This is a genomic window from Methylobacterium sp. J-068, assembly GCF_022829445.1.
GTDB lineage: Bacteria > Pseudomonadota > Alphaproteobacteria > Rhizobiales > Beijerinckiaceae > Methylobacterium.
The window spans coordinates 135300-150544 of sequence record NZ_JAKSXY010000125.1 but is presented as its reverse complement, the minus strand read 5'-3'; the positions used below and the strand labels follow the sequence as shown (position 1 = coordinate 150544).

General features: G+C 69.7%; 13 protein-coding genes. 7 read left to right on the top strand and 6 right to left on the bottom strand.

All coding sequences use genetic code 11. The annotated features are described in order from the left end of the window. Positions 1–50: 50 nt before the first annotated feature. The gene (locus MKK54_RS23725; RefSeq protein WP_244014988.1) at positions 51–1859 is read right to left on the bottom strand and encodes a PHA/PHB synthase family protein; all 1809 of its coding nucleotides are present in this window, start codon (positions 1857–1859) and stop codon (positions 51–53) included. Positions 1860–2005: 146 nt separating this feature from the next. Here MKK54_RS23725 and MKK54_RS23720 point away from each other — a divergent pair, with 146 nt between their 5' ends. From MKK54_RS23720 to MKK54_RS23710, 3 genes are all read left to right on the top strand, one after another. Beyond that, entirely contained in the window at positions 2006–2359 is a 354-nt protein-coding gene (locus tag MKK54_RS23720) for a hypothetical protein (RefSeq protein WP_244014986.1), read from the top strand. A 239-nt stretch (positions 2360–2598) separates the two neighbouring features. Next, the gene (locus MKK54_RS23715; protein WP_244014984.1) at positions 2599–3831 is read left to right on the top strand and encodes an LL-diaminopimelate aminotransferase; all 1233 of its coding nucleotides are present in this window, start codon (positions 2599–2601) and stop codon (positions 3829–3831) included. Positions 3832–3983: 152 nt separating this feature from the next. After that, positions 3984–4211: a hypothetical protein gene (locus MKK54_RS23710; RefSeq protein WP_244014981.1), complete on the top strand. Its 228-nt coding sequence runs from the start codon at positions 3984–3986 to the stop codon at positions 4209–4211. A 22-nt stretch (positions 4212–4233) separates the two neighbouring features. On the opposite strand, the gene MKK54_RS23705 is transcribed toward MKK54_RS23710, so the two are convergent. Next, positions 4234–4809 (bottom strand): OmpA family protein, encoded by a 576-nt coding sequence (locus MKK54_RS23705; protein WP_244014979.1) that lies wholly within the window; start codon positions 4807–4809, stop codon positions 4234–4236. A gap of 342 nt (positions 4810–5151) precedes the next feature. Here MKK54_RS23705 and MKK54_RS23700 point away from each other — a divergent pair, with 342 nt between their 5' ends. Then, positions 5152–5481 carry a hypothetical protein gene (locus tag MKK54_RS23700; protein WP_244014977.1) on the top strand — a complete coding sequence of 110 codons (330 nt, stop codon included), beginning with the start codon at positions 5152–5154 and terminating at the stop codon, positions 5479–5481. Here the strand turns inward: MKK54_RS23700 and MKK54_RS23695 are convergent. After that, positions 5381–5872 (bottom strand): DUF2809 domain-containing protein, encoded by a 492-nt coding sequence (locus tag MKK54_RS23695; protein WP_244014975.1) that lies wholly within the window; start codon positions 5870–5872, stop codon positions 5381–5383. The genes MKK54_RS23700 and MKK54_RS23695 overlap by 101 nt on opposite strands. 110 nt (positions 5873–5982) lie before the next feature. Here MKK54_RS23695 and prfB point away from each other — a divergent pair. After that, a protein-coding gene (prfB, locus tag MKK54_RS23690; RefSeq protein WP_244014973.1) for a peptide chain release factor 2 occupies positions 5983–7111 on the top strand; the annotation gives its coding sequence in 2 pieces (ribosomal slippage) (positions 5983–6051 and positions 6053–7111; 1128 coding nt in all). A gap of 163 nt (positions 7112–7274) precedes the next feature. Here prfB and MKK54_RS23685 read toward each other — a convergent pair. Together MKK54_RS23685 and MKK54_RS23680 are read right to left on the bottom strand one after the other, a co-directional pair. After that, the gene (locus MKK54_RS23685) at positions 7275–8477 is read right to left on the bottom strand and encodes a M23 family metallopeptidase (RefSeq protein WP_244014971.1); all 1203 of its coding nucleotides are present in this window, start codon (positions 8475–8477) and stop codon (positions 7275–7277) included. An 83-nt stretch (positions 8478–8560) separates the two neighbouring features. After that, positions 8561–9028: a peroxiredoxin gene (locus MKK54_RS23680; protein ID WP_244014969.1), complete on the bottom strand. Its 468-nt coding sequence runs from the start codon at positions 9026–9028 to the stop codon at positions 8561–8563. A gap of 156 nt (positions 9029–9184) precedes the next feature. Here MKK54_RS23680 and MKK54_RS23675 point away from each other — a divergent pair, with 156 nt between their 5' ends. After that, positions 9185–12631, top strand: a complete 3447-nt coding sequence (locus tag MKK54_RS23675) for a DUF3971 domain-containing protein (protein WP_244014967.1) — start codon at positions 9185–9187, stop codon at positions 12629–12631. A 6-nt stretch (positions 12632–12637) separates the two neighbouring features. On the opposite strand, the gene tyrS is transcribed toward MKK54_RS23675, so the two are convergent. Beyond that, complete coding sequence (gene tyrS / locus MKK54_RS23670) at positions 12638–13930, bottom strand: tyrosine--tRNA ligase (protein WP_244014965.1); 1293 nt, start codon at positions 13928–13930, stop codon at positions 12638–12640. A 150-nt stretch (positions 13931–14080) separates the two neighbouring features. Here tyrS and MKK54_RS23665 point away from each other — a divergent pair, with 150 nt between their 5' ends. Beyond that, a complete protein-coding gene (locus tag MKK54_RS23665) occupies positions 14081–15220 on the top strand; it encodes an anhydro-N-acetylmuramic acid kinase (protein ID WP_244014962.1) in 1140 nt (379 codons plus the stop codon). Positions 15221–15245: the final 25 nt, after the last annotated feature.

Sequence of the window (15245 nt, the reverse complement as noted above, 5' to 3'; positions counted from 1 at the left end):
GGCTTCGGGCTCCGCCTCCGGGCGGAGCGTCCGGTCCAACCGCGTCCCGCTCAGGCCTTCATGCGGACATAGGTGCCGGGGGCCGGGCAGATCGCGGCGAGGCCGGCTTCGCCGGGGATGCGCGCGGGCACGCGCGTGGGCGCCTGATGCTCCAGCCACTGGAACCAGTAGGGCCACCACGAGCCCTTGTGCTCCGTCGCGGCCGCCTGCCAATCCTCGAACCGCCCCTGGACCGGGCCGCCGGTCCAGTAGCCGTATTTCGGCTTGGCGGGCGGGTTGACCACGCCGGCGATGTGGCCCGAGCCCGCCAGCACGTAATCCACCGGGCCGCCGAACTTCGAGGAGCCCTCGAACACGGAGAGGGCAGGGGCGATGTGGTCCTCCTTGGTGGCGAGGTTGAAGATCGGCACCTTCACCTTCTTCAGGTCGAGGCGCACGTTTCCGAGCACCATCTTGCCCTGCGCCAGCGTGTTGTCGAGGTAGCAGTTGCGCAGGTAGAACGAGTGGTTGGCCGCCGGCATCCGGGTGGCGTCGGCGTTCCAGTAGAGCAGGTCGAAGGGCATCGGCGTCTGGCCCTTGACGTAGTTATTGACCACGTAGGACCAGATCAGGTCGTTGGGCCGCAGCATGTTGAAGGCGGTCGCCATGCCGGTGCCCTCGAGGTAGCCGCGCTTCTGCATCCGCGCCTCGATGAGGCGGATCTGCTCCTCGTCGGCGAACACCTTCAGGTCGCCCGCATGGGTGAAGTCCACCTGCGTGGTGAGGAAAGTGGCGCTCTTGATGCGCTTGTTGCCGGTGGCGGCCTGCATCGCCAGGGTGACGGCCAGCAGGGTGCCGCCGACGCAGTAGCCTGCCGCCGCGACCTCGTTCTCGCCGGTCGCCACCCCGATGGCATCGATGGCGGTCTCGATGCCCTCCCGCATGTAGGCCTCGAAGTCCTTGTCGGCGTGGCGCGCGTCCGGGTTGACCCAGGAGATGCAGAACACCGTCAGCCCCTGGCTGACCATCCAGGCGATCAGGCTCTTGGCCGGGTTGAGATCGAGGATGTAGAACTTGTTGATCCAGGGCGGCACGATGAGGAAGGGCCGCTTCAGCACCGTCTCGGTGGTGGGCGCGTACTGGATCAGCTCCATCAGGTCGTTGCGGAACACCACCTCGCCGGGGGTCACCGCCACGTTGACGCCGACCTCGAAGCCGGCGGCCGGGTCGGTCTGGCGCACGCGCAGCTGGCCGTTGCCGGCCTCGATGTCCTCGGCCAGCATCTTCATGCCGCGCACGAGGTTGGCGCCGTTCTCCTTCAGGGTGTGGCGGATCAGTTCCGGGTTCGTCATCACGAAGTTGGAGGGCGACAGCGCTCCACTGATCTGGCGCAGGTAGAATTGCGCCTTGTGCCGGGTGTGCTCGTCGATGCCCTCGGCGTCGTCCACCAGCCCTTCGGCCCAGCGCGTGGTGATGAGGTAGCTCTGCTTGATGAAGTCGAAGATCGGGTTGGTCGACCATTCCGCGTGGGCGAAGCGGTTGTCCTTCGGTTCGGGCAGCGCCACCGGGGTCGCCGCCTCGCCCTGCAGGCGTTGCCAGGTCGAGCCCCACAGGGTGATGAAGGCCTCACTGAGCTTGGTCTGGGCCTCCACCGTGCGCTTCGGATCGGACAGCCAGGTCTCCGCCACGGTGCCGAGGGTGCGCACCACGTCGTTGACCTCTTCCGGCGGCTCGACGGGCTGGACCGTCAGCGCATCGGGGGTCGCGACCGGCTTCATGTAGCGGGAGGCCGCACGTCCGAATTCCTCGACGAGCAGGCTCGCGTTGCGGGACAGGGCCTCGATGTCGGGCAGGGGCGGCGTCGTCCGTTCGGTCGTCACGCGTGCATGTCTCCCCGGGTCCGGCCCGCCTTCAGACGACGCGCGACCCGTGCCGCGCGATCGTCCTGGGCCTCGTTTCCGACAAATTAACGCGCCATCGCGCAGTTCCGCCAGAGCGCAGGCCTCCGAAACGGGCGACGACCCCCATGTCCCGGCTTCACAACCCCCAGTTTGTCGCCGCCTTCGCCGCGAGCCTCGCCGCCATCGGCCTGCTCGGCGGCTGCTCGGGCGATCTGAATCCGATGCGGATCGCCTACGGCACCGGCGAGGCCGGCCCTCCGGCCAAGGCACCGGACTTCGTCGCGCAGTCCCGGCGCTCCGACGGCGACTTCATGCCGGTCGGCGTCTCCGCCCCGGCCCGGCCGATCCGCGCCAAATCGGCCGAAGGCACGAAGGCCCTGGAGGACGAACTTCTCGCCGCCCGCGGCCGCAACGAGGCGCGCGGCCGCTCCGCCGCCAGTGTGCCCGCCCAGAAGGCGACGCCCGCAGAGGCGCAATGAGCCGACAGATAACGTTCGGCGTCCCGGCACAAAACTGCTAGACGTGTCCCGAGCGTGCGAATTCTGCGACGGCCCCGCGCAAGGCGGCGCCGTCAAAAGACGGCCGGATTTCACCCGAGGGACATCCGGTCTAGACCACGCCCCCGTCTCGGGTTGATGACAGATGCGCGCCCCGGCCCGGCCCGGGCCCCCGCGCCATCGCGTGCCCCAAACTCGTGCTCCTGGACACCGTGAAGGCCATGACCGACTTCCACCGCATCAAGCGCCTGCCCCCTTACGTGTTCGAGCAGGTGAACCGGATCAAGGCCCAGGCCCGCGCCAACGGCGCCGACATCATCGACCTCGGCATGGGCAACCCGGATCTCGACGCGCCGAAGCACGTCATCGCCAAGCTGGTGGAGACCGCCGGCCGGCCGCGCACCGACCGCTACTCGTCCTCCAAGGGCATCGCCGGCCTGCGCCGCGCCCAGGCGAACTATTACAAGCGCCGCTTCGGCGTGAGCCTGAACCCCGACACGCAGGTGGTGGCGACCCTCGGCTCGAAAGAGGGCTTCGCCAACATGGCGCAGGCGATCACCGCGCCGGGCGACGTGGTGCTGGTGCCGAACCCGAGCTACCCGATCCACGCCTTCGGCTTCCTCATGGCGGGCGGCGTGATCCGTTCCGTGCCGGCCGAGCCGACGCCCGCCTTCTTCCCGGCCGTCGAGAAGGCGATGCAGCACTCGATCCCCAAGCCGGTGGCGATCGTGGTCTGCTATCCCTCGAACCCGACCGCCTACGTGGCGAGCCTGGATTTCTACCGGGACCTCGTCGCCTTCGCGAAGCGCCACGAGATCATCATCCTGTCGGATCTGGCCTATGCGGAGGTCTATTTCGACGGCGAGCCGCCGCCCTCCGTGCTGGAGGTTCCGGGCGCCATCGACTGCACGGTGGAATTCTCCTCGCTCTCGAAGACCTTCTCGATGGCGGGCTGGCGCATGGGCTTCGCGGTGGGCAACGAGCGCCTGCTGGCGGCGCTCACCCGCGTGAAGTCCTACCTCGATTACGGCGCCTTCACGCCGATCCAGGTGGCGGCCACCGCCGCCCTGAACGGCCCGGAGGATTGCATCGTCGAAATGCGGGCGATCTACAGGAAGCGGCGCGACGCCCTGATCGAGTCCTTCGGCAAGAACGGCTGGAAGATCCCGACGCCCTCCGCCTCGATGTTCGCCTGGGTGCCGATCCCGGAGAAGTACCAGGCGCTCGGCAGCCTCGAATTCTCGAAGCTCCTGCTCGAGAAGTCGGACGTCGCCGTGGCCCCCGGCATCGGCTTCGGCGAGCATGGCGACAATTACGTCCGCATCGCGCTGGTCGAGAACGAACAGCGCATCCGGCAGGCGGCCCGCAACATCCGGCGCTTCTTCGATTCGGCGGACAAGACCCTGCACAACGTCGTGCCGCTGCCCGAGGCGTCCCTGTCCAAGGTGGGCTGAGTCGAGACTAGGCAGTTGTTGCGGCCAGGAGACAGGCGCCCGCAAACCGGGACGAAACCGTCCGATGCGCTTGTCACGGCGCCATCCGGTCCGCAGGGTCGGACGGCGCCGCGCTCGGCAGATCCTGCGGCCGGTCGAGGCCCGAGGTTCGTATGCGTCGTCTGACCCTTCGTCGTGTGGCCCTTGCTACGGCTCTGGCGCTGAGCGGCACCGCCGGCGCCTGCGCTCCGAAGCCCATCGTCGCCCGCGACCCGGTGCCCGCGCCCGGGCCGGGCTTCGGCTACGTCTGCGATTCCCGCCCTGTGGTGCTGAACGCCTATTCCACGAACTGCGAGCCGACGATGCGCGAACCGACGGCCGTCCTGCGCGCCAAGGGCTGAGGCGGAAGGCTGGGACCGGCGCTCACGCGAAGGGCGATGGAGGCGAGGACCGGTACCGGCCGAGGTGGAGCGGCCCGAGGATCCGTTCTCCCTTCGGCGGCCGCGCGAACTTGATCGCCAGCCGCAATCCCGGATCGCGCGCCGTCGCCAGCGAATCCCAGAAGTAGCAGGCGACCCCACGGAAGACCGCATCGTGGGTCTTGTCGGCCTCGCCGTAATATTCGTCGGCGAAGCGCTCACCGAGGCCGGCGCTGGAACACAGGTGGATCTCGGACAATCCGAGGGCGGCCTTCACGGCCGTGAGGGTGCCGCGGGCGCGGGCGGCGGACAACGTCATGTTGTAGGTCTCGCTGCCCGCGCGATCCGTCACCCCGTAGAGTTCGAGATTTCCCTGATCGGGACCGAAATTGGTCAGCACCTGGGCGACGGCCAACTTGATCCCGATGCCGTGCCGCGCGCTGAGGGACGCACTGTTCGTCTGGAACTTGTTCAGGACGAGCAGCCCGCCACCGCCGAAAACCGGCGGATCGAGGAAGAATTTCGACGGGATCGGCGAGAACGAAAAGTATCCCGCCGGATCATCGAAGGGCGTCAACATCGGCGACGGCTCCCAGGCAAATTCAATCGAGTCGGACCATTCGACAATGGTGAAGCGCGTTTTTTCCGTGCGCAAGTCGCTGACCGCCCGCCGAATGCAATAAGTCGGGCGGCGAGATTTGAGGAGGCGGCCGTGTCATCCCGCAAGACTCGACATCGCGATCCGTCTATACCGCTGATGTGCCTCGCGCGGCGTCGCGCCCAGGGATTTCGGTGAAGCGTCGCCGGGCCCGTGGAAAATCGTCCCGTTGCGGCAGCCCGGACACGGACAGCGGGATCACGTTCGGGCATAAGGGCGACGGGCGCGTGTTCATCGATCCAGGCTGCCCGCCGGAGTGCCGTCGTGTTGCTGACCCTGCGAACCCTCCTCGCCACCGGCTTGATCGGCCTCGGTCTCACCTCCGTGGCCGGGGCGCAGACGCTCTATCTCGGCGCGAACGGCCCCGTGGTCCTGCCGACCAGCCCGAGCACCGGCCGCCCCGTGCCGGACGATCCGCGCGCCGTGCCGGTTCCGAGCGTGATGAACGGCGGCGGCTTCGGCCTGACCGGGACCGACTATTACAGCGACGGCATCAGCGAGGGTCCGCTGAACAAGCGCCATCAGCCGCAGAGCTACGTCCTGGCCCCGGCACGGATCGGACCGCAGGATTATCGGAGGCCGGCGATCCAGTAGGCCGCGCCACTCCGAGGAGCCGCCGGTCTACGAGGGCGGCGGCCAGGATGCCGGCCGCGTAGGCGACGAGATTGACGGGCGAGAACACCCGCCCGATCAGGAGCTTGCCCGCCAGCGTCAGCCGGAAGGCGTCGAGTTCCGGCGTGTGAACCAGCCGGGAAAGTTCGACCGCGACCGCGATTCCGGCCGCCGTGACCAGGATGCGTCGGCGCGGTGACGGCAGCGCGAGGCCGACGAGTCCGTAGACCATGGCGCCCCAGAGCACCGAGCCGCCCCACTTCGTCACCGTGGCGGGCAGGCCGAAGGGCGCGAGACGCAAGCCCAGGCCCGCCGCGATGACGAGGAACGTCGACGCGAGCAGCCGGAATCGCCGGGTGTTCGAGGCATGCATCGTTCGGCGATCCTGGAGCGGCGTCGGGTGCGAGCCGTTTACACCACCGGGGTGGCCCGGTATCACCCCGTCCCGACCCCTCACCCCACACCACGAGCCCGAAACACCAGATGCGCGCCGAGATCGAACAACTCTCGGATGCCGCCAAGCAGTCGATCGGACTGCTGAGGAGGCATCTTTGACTGGGATACCGTCGAGAAACGCCTCGCGGAGCTGAACGCGGCTTCCGAGAACCCCGAATTGTGGAACGACGCGGACGCGGCCCAGAAGGTCATGCGCGAGCGTACCCAGCTCGATGACGCCGTGAGCGCGATCAAGAAGTTGTCCCAGGACCTCGAGGACGCCCACACGCTGATCGAGCTCGGCGAGATGGAGGGCGACGAGGCCACCATCCAGGAGGGCGAGGCCGGCGTCCGCGCCGTCGAAACGGAGGCCGCGCGCCGCCAGATCGAGACACTGCTCTCCGGCGAGGCCGACGCCTTCGACACCTATCTCGAAGTCCATTCGGGCGCCGGCGGCACCGAGAGCCAGGACTGGGCCAACATGCTCCAGCGCATGTACGGCCGCTGGGCCGAGCGCCGGAAGTACAAGGTCGAGATCGTGGAATGGTCGGACGGCGACGAGGCCGGGATCAAGGGCGCCACGCTCCTGATCAAGGGCCACAACGCCTATGGCTGGCTCAAGACCGAGTCGGGCGTACACCGCCTCGTGCGGATCTCGCCCTACGATTCGAGCGCCCGCCGGCACACCAGCTTCGCCAGCGTCTGGGTCTACCCGGTCATCGACGACCGGATCGAGATCGAGATCAAGGAATCGGATTGCCGGATCGACACCTACCGCTCGTCGGGCGCGGGCGGCCAGCACGTGAACACGACCGATTCGGCAGTGCGCATCACCCACAATCCCACCGGGATCGTGGTGGCGTGCCAGCAGGAGCGCTCGCAGCACAAGAACCGGGCCACCGCCTGGAACATGCTGCGCGCCCGCATGTACGAGGCCGAGCTTAAGAAGCGGGAGGAAAAGGCGAGTGCCGAGGCCGCCGCGAAGACCGACATCGGCTGGGGCCACCAGATCCGGAGCTACGTGCTGCAGCCGTACCAGCTGGTGAAGGACCTGCGCACCGGCACCCAGTCGACGGATCCGGACGCCGTGCTGGACGGTTCCCTCGACCCATTCATGGAAGCCTCGCTGGCGCAGCGCGTCTATGGCGGCGCCGACGTGGTCGAGGATATCGAGTAGCGCCGGACGGCCGGTCGACATGCGAAGAACGCCGGCCCGATCACTCGGGCCGGCGTTTCGCGTTTCATACCGGTCGATCCCATCGGGATGGCGAATCTGGGCTTCGCTCAGGCGCCGCGCAGGCTGAGCGAGACCTCTCCGCTTCGATCAAGCGGAGAGGGTCTCAAAGCGCGTCCGAGGCCCGCAGGAAGCGCTGCGGGTCGACGGGCTCGCCGTCGATCCGGGTCTCGTAATGCAGGTGGCTGCCGGTGGAGCGGCCGGTGGAGCCGACGCGGCCCACGATGGCGCCGGCCTCGACCCATTGGCCGGGCGTGACGTCGAAGGCCGAGAGGTGGGCGTAGCGGGTCGTGAGCCCGTGGCCGTGGTCGACCTCGACCATGTTGCCGTAGCCGCCGTTGTAATCCGCTTGGCTGACGCGGCCGGCGGCCGTGGCGCGGGCCGGCGCGCCGGTCTCCGCGCGCATGTCCATGCCGGTATGCAGGGCATAGCCGCGGGTGAAGGGGTCGAGCCGGGCGCCGAAATTGCTCGACAGGCTGATCTCGCCGGAGAGCGGGCGCCGCAGCGGCAGCGCGGCCGTGAGGCGGCGCAGGCGCGCTTCCTCGGCGATGGAGCGCTGGACCTGAAGCAGCGACAGGCCGAACGCATCGCTGCTCAGGGGCACGAGGGGCCCGCCGAGGCCGGCCTCTCGGCGACCCTCGAAGCGGGCGGGATCGAGGCCGAGGCGGGCGACCAGGCCGCGCAGGCGCTGCGCGCCCCGTCCGGCCTTCAGGCCGAGACCGTCGAGCAGGCGGGTCTGAGCCTCCGCGACGCCGTCGAGCCGCTGCTCCAGGGCGGCGACCGTCCGCTCCACGAGGCGGGCCGATTGCCGGCCGGGCGCGGCCTCGTCGCGGGTCCGGAGTTCGAGGCCGTCCGGGGTCGGAAAGGGCTTGGCGCCGAGGACCCGCGCGGGCGTCTCGTCGGCGGCGGGTTCTTCCGCCGAGGGAAGGGAGCGGGCGGCATCGGGATCGCCCGCGAGGTTGGCGAGCACCGCCTGCCGGGCCTCCATCGACGCCTGTCGGCGGGCCAATTCGGCCATGCGCTGGGCGATGCCGTCGCGGGCCACGGATTGCTCCATGGCGGCCCGATCGAGTTGGAGGCGCAGGGCGCCGATCCGCTCCTCGTAGCCGTACTGGATCGCGCTCTGCTGCGAGACGAAGCGCGCCAGGACCTCGTCGTGGAAGACGAGGTAGTAGGTCGCTCCGCCCGCCCAGAGGGTGGCGAGCGCGAGGGCGCCCGCCAGGAGGCGGACGCGCAGCGCGGAGCCGGACGGGCCTTGCGGGACCGGCCGACTCGCCTCGGCGCCGCGCGGAGGATGGGATGATTTCATGGGACGCGTGACCTGATCCACGCCGTCAGCATGCTCGGATCAGGGTTAACGAACCGCCAAGACGGATAAAGCGGGGAAAGGTCTCACGCCAGAGCGCGGGCGGCGGCCAGGACTTCCTCGGCGTGGCCCGGCACCTTCACCTTGGGCCAGATCCGGGCGATGCGGCCCTCGCGGTCGATGAGCATGGTGGTGCGCTCGACGCCCATGTACTTGCGGCCGTACATGCTCTTCTCGGCCCAGACGCCGTAGGCTTCCAGCATCGCCTTGCCCTCGTCGGAGGCGAGCGGAAAGGTGAGGCCGTACTTCGCCCGGAACTTGTCGTGGCTCTTCACCGAGTCCGGCGACACCCCGATCACGATGGCGTCAGCCGCCGAGAAGTCCTGCGCCAGGGCGTTGAAGCCCTGGGCCTCCAGGGTACAACCGCTCGTATCGTCCTTCGGATAGAAGTACAGCACGGCCTTGCGGCCCTTCAGGCCCGCGAGGCTGATCGATTCACCGCCCGCACCCGCCAGGGTGAAATCGGGCGCCTGGTCTCCGGTATCGAGGGGCATCATGCCTTCCTTTCGGCCGATTGATGGTGTGCTGGTCGGGTTGCGCCGAGGCGGAGCCGCCCGTCCGCGACGAACGAACGGCACCGTAAGCTGAAACCCGTAGGACAGCCGCTCGATAGCCCGAGGGGACGTTCCGATCCAGCGGCACAAGGATTGATGGACCAGGAAACGGCCACAGGTTCGCGCGCGACGCGATCGGCCGCGCGGCGCCGCCCCCTGCTCTGGGTGGCCGCAGGCCTCGCGCTCGTCCTGCTTCTCGCCATCGGCGGCCTCGTCGCCCGCCTCGCCTCGGGTCCGGTGCGGATCGAGGGCATGTCGGAGCGGGTGGCCTCCGCCATCGCGGGCAGCATCGGCCCCGGCTGGCGCGTCGCACTCAGCGACAGCGCCATCGAACTCGATTCCGAGCGATCGCTGGCGCTTCGCGTCGCCGGCCTCGACATCCGCAACCCGGAGGGCGCCCTCGTGGTGCGCGCGCCGCAGGCGGTGGTCAGCCTCGACACCTGGAGCCTGCTGCGGCTCTCGGTCCAGCCGCGCGCGATCGAGTTCCGCGACCTTCAGATGACCGCCCTGGTCCACCACGACGGCAGCATCGCCTTCGCGGCCTCGGACGCGACGCAGGCCGGAACCGTGCAGCCGCACACCCTGCCCAGCCTCGACCCCGCCCTCGGCAAGGTCTCGCCGATCTCCGCCGCAGTCGGGTCGATCTTCGGCGTCGTTCTCGATTCCGCCGGCATCGTCGGCGCCCTCGACCGGGCGCGGATCACCAACGGGCGCCTCATCCTGATCGACGACGACGCCCGCCAGCGCGCGGTGTTCGAGCACGTCAACGGCCTGTTCCGCCGGGACGCGACCCGCGACGCGCGCGTCTTCGAGCTGCGGATCGAGGGGCCGCACGGCGAGTGGCGCTTCGGCGGCGACCTTCACGAGGCCGGCGGCACCCGCCGCACCGGCACGATCACCCTCGACGATTTGCCGATCAACGATCTGCTGCTCCTGTCCGGCCAATCGAAGCTCCCGGTGGAGACCGACCTGAAGCTCTCGGCCAAGGCGGACGTCGCCATCGATGCCGGCCGCATCGAGACCATGACGGCCGAGATCCGCACGGGCGGCGGCAACGTCCTCATCGAGGAGAAGGACTTCAACCCAGTCACCATCGACAGCCTCAACGCCCAGGTGAGCTGGGACGAGACCGCCCGTGCGATGAAGCTCGACGGCCTGGACTACCGGGGCGCCGGCAACGCGGTTCACCTGACCGGGGCCTGGACGGCGGCGCCTCCCGGCGCCGATACGGCCTGGACCCTGGTGCTCGCGGGCCGGGACGCGGTGCTGCGGGGCGCCAAGACCGGCGACAAGCCCGTCACCCTCGACGCGGTCTCGACCCACCTGACGGGCAAGGCCGGCGGCGTCGTCATCGACGATCTCACCGTCCGGGCCGGCCAGGCGAGCGGACGGATCACCGGGACGATCGGAACGGCGGCCGACGATGACGGCCTGACCCTGCGCATCGTCGCGTCCGACACCGAGGGTCGCATGGCCCTGCGCCTGTGGCCGGAGCACGTGGCGCCGCCCGCGCGCAACTACCTCGTGGATTACCTGCGCGGCGGCAAGGTCGACAGCGTCGACATCACCGTGGACATGAGCGGGCCCGAACTCGCCGCCGCCACGCGCGGCGAGCCGATGCCGGACAACGCGGTCCATATCGACTTCACCGTCTCGGACGCGACCCTGACGGTGGCCCCCGACGCGCCGCCCCTGACCCGGGGCCGGGTGACGGGCACCATCACGGGCCAGACCACCACCATCCGCAACGTCACGGCGGATCTGCGGATGCCGGACAACCGGAGTCTGGCGATCTCGGACGGGTCCTTCGTCATTCCGAAGATCACGCCCGAGAGCGTGGTGGCGCAGATCGGCCTGCGCCTCGGCGGCGGCGCCGACGCCCTGGTCTCGCTGCTTCAGACGAAGATGTTCAAGACCCTGACGGGGGTCGATCTCGACCCGGCGACGGTGAAGGGCAGCGCCGACCTGCGCATCGATTTTCCGCTGAACCTGAAGCACATCCCCGACCTGCCCGACCTGCCGGTGACCATCGCGGGGACGCTGTCCGACATCGCGGTCGACAAGGCTTTCGGCAAGGAGCGCCTGGAGGGCGGGCGCTTCACGGTCTCCTACGATCGCGGCGCCTTCGCGCTGAAGGGCGACGGCCGGGTGATGGGCTCGCCCCTCACCATCGACCTGCGCCAGCCGAAGGCCGGCGCGCCGGGCGAGGTCAACGTCAACCTCGCCCTCGACGAGGCCCTGCGCGCCCGCAAGGGCCTGCCGGTCGCGCCCCAGCTCTCGGGCACGATCCCGGTGAAGATCAACGTGCCGATCGGGCGGCCCGGCACCGGCAAGCCGCCGATCCGCGTGGAGGCCGATCTCGCGCGGGCCGCCAGCGACGGGCTGTTGCCCGGCTTCACCAAGGCCGCCGGCAAGCCCGGACGGATGGCCTTCACGATCGTCGACGGCGCCAATAGTGGGATGGATCTGCGCGACCTCACCTTAGACGCCGCGCCGGCTGTGCTGCGCGGCAGCGCCACGCTCAATGCCGATGGCGGCTTCGAGCGCGCGGACCTGACGAGCCTGAAGCTCTCGGCCGGCGACGACATGCGCGTGCAGGTCGAGCGCAACGGAAACGGCTACCGCGTCTCGGTGAAGGGGGCCGTCGCCGATGCGCGCCCGTTCCTGCGCAACCTCGCCGGGCCGGAGCCCAAGGGCGGCCGGGACACGAATCCGAAGGACATCGAGGCCGATGTCAGCCTCGGCATCCTCACGGGCTTCAACGGCGAGGCCCTGACCAATGCCACCGCCAAGGTCTCGCTTCGCGGGCGCGATATCCGCAGCGGCCGCCTCCAGGGCAAGTTCACGGGCGCGCCCTTCAGCGCCCAGGTGATGCACGGGGAGCGCGGGGCCCCGAGCATCACGATCGAGACCCTCGACGCCGGATCGGCCTTGCGCTTCGCCGACATCTACAAGCGCATGTACGGCGGCAAGCTCATCATGACGAGCGCCCTGAACGACGGCCCGCAGCCCGGCTCGGTCCAGATCCGCAACTTCACCCTGCGCAACGAGCCCGCCCTCTCGAGCATCGTGGCGCAAGGGCCGGCGAGCAGCGAGGTGGTGGATTCGCGCGGCCGGAAATACGTGGTGCAGAACACGGGCAACGACGTGGAGTTCGACCGCCTGCGGGCCGTCTTCACCCGCACGGGCAGCCGGATCGACATCAGCGACGCGGCCATCTCCAATCCCGCCATGGGCTTCACCATGACGGGCTATCTCGACACCGCCAAGGAACGCACCGACATCAACGGCACCTTCGTGCCGCTCTACGGTTTGAACAACGTGGTGTCGCAGCTGCCGATCTTCGGGCAGTTGCTCGGCGGCGGCCGCAACGAGGGCCTGTTCGCCCTGAACTTCCGCGTCTCGGGGCGGCTCGCCAAGCCGGACGTCAGCGTGAACCCGCTCTCCGCCCTGGCGCCCGGCATCCTGCGCAAGCTGTTCAGCGCGGGTGGCGGCAACGAGGGCGTCGCCGGCACCTCGTCGGTCGGCGAGACGGAGCGCTGAGCGCCCTCAGCCCACGCGCACCAGCACGTGCTTCTTGCGGCCGAAGGAGAGCTTGATCACCCCGTCCGCCGTCAGGTCGGCGTGGCGCAGCACCGCCCGCTCGTCGGTGACCGGCACGTCGTTGACGCGCAGGCCGCCGCTCTTGATCTGGCGCCGCCCCTCGCTGGTGGAGGGCAGGAGCTTGGCGTATTCGGGCCCGAAGGCCGAGAGGACGCCGAGGCCGGCGGCGAGCAGGTCGGCCGAGACCGTGATGCTCGGCAGATCCTGCGCCACCGTACCCTCCACGAAGGTCTTTCGCGCGGTCTCGGCGGCGGCGTCCGCCGCCTCGCGGCCGTGCATGAGCGCCGTGGCCTCCGTCGCCAGCACCCGCTTGGCCTCGTTGATCTCGGCGCCCGGCAGGGCTTCGAGGCGGGCGATCTCATCCATCGGCAGCAGGGTGAACAGCTTCAGGAAGCGGCCCACGTCGGCGTCCTCGGTGTTGCGCCAGAACTGCCAGTAATCGTACGGGCTCAGCATCTCGGCGTTGAGCCAGATCGCCCCGGCGGCGGTCTTGCCCATCTTGGTGCCCGACGCCGTGGTGAGCAGCGGCGTGGTGAGCGCGAAGAGCTGCTTCGTGCCCATCCGTCGGCCGAGATCGAGGCCGTTGACGATGTTGCCCCACTGGTCCGACCCGCCCATCTGCAGGGTGACGTCGTAGCGGCGGTTCAGCTCCACGTAGTCGTAGGCCTGGAGCAGCATGTAGTTGAATTCGAGGAACGAGAGTTCCTGCTCGCGCTCCAGGCGCAGGCGCACGCTGTCGAACGACATCATCCGGTTGATCGAGAAGTGCCGGCCGACGTCCCGCAGGAAGTCGAGGTAGTTGATGTCCGACAGCCACGCGGCGTTGTCGACCATCAGCGCGGCCTCGTCGCCGAAGGTGAGGAACTTGGCGAACACCTGGGCGATGCCGGCCTTGTTGGTCTCGATGTCGGCCGCGCTCAGCACCTTGCGGCCCTCGTCGCGCCCCGTGGGATCGCCGATGCGGGTGGTGCCGCCGCCCATGAGCACGATGGGCCTGTGGCCGGTGGCCTGGAGCCAGTGCAGCATCATGATCTGCACCAGCGAGCCGACATGGAGCGAGGCGGCGGTGCAGTCGAACCCGATATAGGCAGTGATCCGGTCGCCCTTGAGCACCGCGTCGAGGCCCCCGAGGTCCGAGCATTGGTGGATGAAGCCGCGCTCCTGAAGGATGCGCAGGAAGTCCGACGCCAAGACGGGCGCGGCGGCGGGGGAGGCGGTGTCGGGGGTCTGGGCGGACATGGAGGGCAAGGCCGTCTGGTCTGGCTGGCCGGCGGATGCGGCGCCTTGCGGGACAAGGGCCGCGCCCGCGTGCTAGCTCGCGGATCACAAATCGCAGTGGTGGCGGCTCGTAGCATCCCGCGCACCGAAAGGCACGGGGGCGGCGGGGCCATGACGATGATGCGCGCGATCGGACTGATGAGCGGCACCTCCCTCGACGGCGTCGACGTCGCCCTGATCGAGACGGACGGCGAGACCGTTCGGGTGGTCCAGAGCCACAACGGCTACCTCGAACCGCTCGGACCCACGGGTTATCGCGGCTACACGGAGGAGGACCGCGCCCTGCTGCGCCAGGCTCTGGCCGATTCCGAGGGCGTCACCGCGCGCGAGGACCGGCCGGGCTGCCTCGCCGAGGCCGAGGCCTTCGTCACCGCCGCCCACGCGGAGGCGGTGGAGAGCTTCCTCGCCGACAACGGCCTGTCGCCGGCCGACATCGACGTGATCGGCTTCCACGGACAGACCGTGGTGCACCGGCCGGACCAGCGCATGAGCGTGCAGATCGGCGACGGGACTGCGCTCAGCCGGCGGCTCGGCATCGCGGTGGTGTCGGACCTGCGCCACGCCGACGTGCTGGCGGGCGGGCAGGGGGCGCCGCTGGTGCCGGTGTTCCATCAGGCGCTGGCCCGCGCCTCGGGCTTCGAGGGCGCGCTCGGCATCCTCAACATCGGCGGCGTCGCCAACGCCACGATCCTGTCCGCGAACGGCGACGTCATCGCCTTCGACACGGGCCCCGGCAACGCGCTGATCGACGACTGGATGCGCGAGCGCACCGGCCGCCCCCTCGACGATGGCGGGCGCACCGCGGCGCGCGGACGCCCCGACGAACCGCTGCTGGCCTGGCTGCTGATCCACCCGTTCTTCGCGCGCCGGCCGCCGAAGTCGCTCGACCGGAACTGGTTCTCGCACAAGCTCGCGGGCCAGCTTTCCACCGAGGACGGCGCGGCGACGCTCACCGCCTTCACCGCCCGCGCGGTGGCCCGGGCGCTGGATCACGCGCCCGAGATCCCGGCGCGCTGGATCGTGGCCGGGGGCGGGGCCCGCAACGGCGAACTCGTGCGCCTGCTGAACTACCACCTGCGCGCCGAGATCACGACGGCGGATGCCATCGGCTGGTCCTCGGCCTACCTGGAGGCGCAGGCCTTCGCGCATCTGGCGGTGCGCTCGCTGAAGGGCCTGCCGATCACCTTCCCGTCGACCACGGGGGTGCGCGAGCCGACCACGGGCGGCGTGCTGGCGCGGCCGGACGCCTGAGACCTCGTGGCCGGCGCGAGCGTGC